The following is a 1,372-nucleotide window of genomic DNA, read 5'->3' on the forward strand; positions in this document are numbered from 1 at the left end:
CGTACATGAACTCCCGCTTATGTGCAAGATAAGTTCGTTGAATGACGGTCATAACTGCGTTCGTACATTCGGCTTCTGTGTTTGCAGGTTATTTTCTGCTGAGCCATGATGGATATGTGCACACCTGCTCCTTATCGGCCTTCAGACCTTTATTCATTCCTGGTCGTCGGATATATCAGGTTTTGCCGGTGTCGGTTTGACCGATCTTCCATCTCACTTTTCCTGCGCAATTAGCAAGATCAATACAGCTAAAATAAATTTCATTCCTCTGTGATTACGGTGTCACTCTGAACGTTTCTTCACCCGTTAATATCACCCACGATATTCTGGCGATCTTATTTGCCAGCGCGATAGCCACAATATTTACCGGACGGCGCTGTATCAGTTTTTTTATCCACTCACCATAGTTATCATGTCTTCGGTTTATATGGTAAATCACGGCTCTGGCGCCCTGAACCAACAACTTACGGATATAACCATCACCCCGTTTCGTTATGCCAGCGAGTCGGGTTTTTCCACCACTGGAATATTGTCTGGGGGTTAATCCTAGCCAGGCAGCAAAGTGCCGGCCATTTTTAAACAGACGAGGATCGCCAACGCGACTGACAATGGCTGTGGCGATCACCGGTCCAATACCGGGAATGGTGGCTAACCGTTGACAGGCATCGTTCTCTTTGAAATACCTGTCAATCATTTCGTTAAGCTCACCGATCCACGCCTGTAAACAGGATAATTGTTCAAGATACATCATACCCAGCTTTCTCAAGATAGGGGTTATCACTGACTCTCCGTCTTCTATAAGCTCAAGGAGACCTTTTTTTAGCGAAGACAGCCCGGTCGGAAATATAATGCCTTCTTCTGAAAACAGACTACGTATCTGATTTGATTTAGCCGTTCTTTCCTGAATAGCCCCTTCCCGTATTCGGTGCAATGACTGTAATGATTGCTGCTCAGCACTTTTTATGGGCACACAGTGAATATCCCGTCTTGTGACTGCCATACCGATCGCAGCAGCATCATTGGCATCATTTTTTCCGCCGACAACAAAAGGTTTAACGTATTGGGTTGGCAACAAATGAACCGTGTGCCCCAACTTTGTCAATTCCCGTGCCCAATAATGTGCACTATGGCAGGCTTCAATCCCAATCAGTGCAGGATCTAAAGTCGCAAAAAACTTCAGCACACTATTTCGACGTAACTTCCGTTTAATAGTGGCTACGCCACGGTGGTTGGTCCCATAAACTTGAAAAATATTTTTAGCAATATCAAGACCGATGATGAGATTAGGCATAATCTCCTCCCAAAACTGGCTGGATTTTATTGATGAATTCCCATCTTACTCCGTGAGGAGCGGGAGTTCATAACATCAGCC

Annotated in this window: 1 protein-coding gene; it reads right to left on the reverse strand. The window is 45.3% G+C overall.

The genetic code is table 11. The annotated features are described in order from the left end of the window. Positions 1 to 274 precede the first annotated feature (274 nt). Positions 275 to 1,291: an IS110 family RNA-guided transposase gene (locus Xvie_RS20250; protein ID WP_086110880.1), complete on the reverse strand. Its 1,017-nt coding sequence runs from the start codon at positions 1,289 to 1,291 to the stop codon at positions 275 to 277. Between the last annotated feature and the right edge of the window lie 81 nt (positions 1,292 to 1,372).

Origin of the sequence: Xenorhabdus vietnamensis (genome assembly GCF_002127535.1) — a bacterium.
Taxonomy (GTDB): Bacteria; Pseudomonadota; Gammaproteobacteria; order Enterobacterales; family Enterobacteriaceae; genus Xenorhabdus; species Xenorhabdus vietnamensis.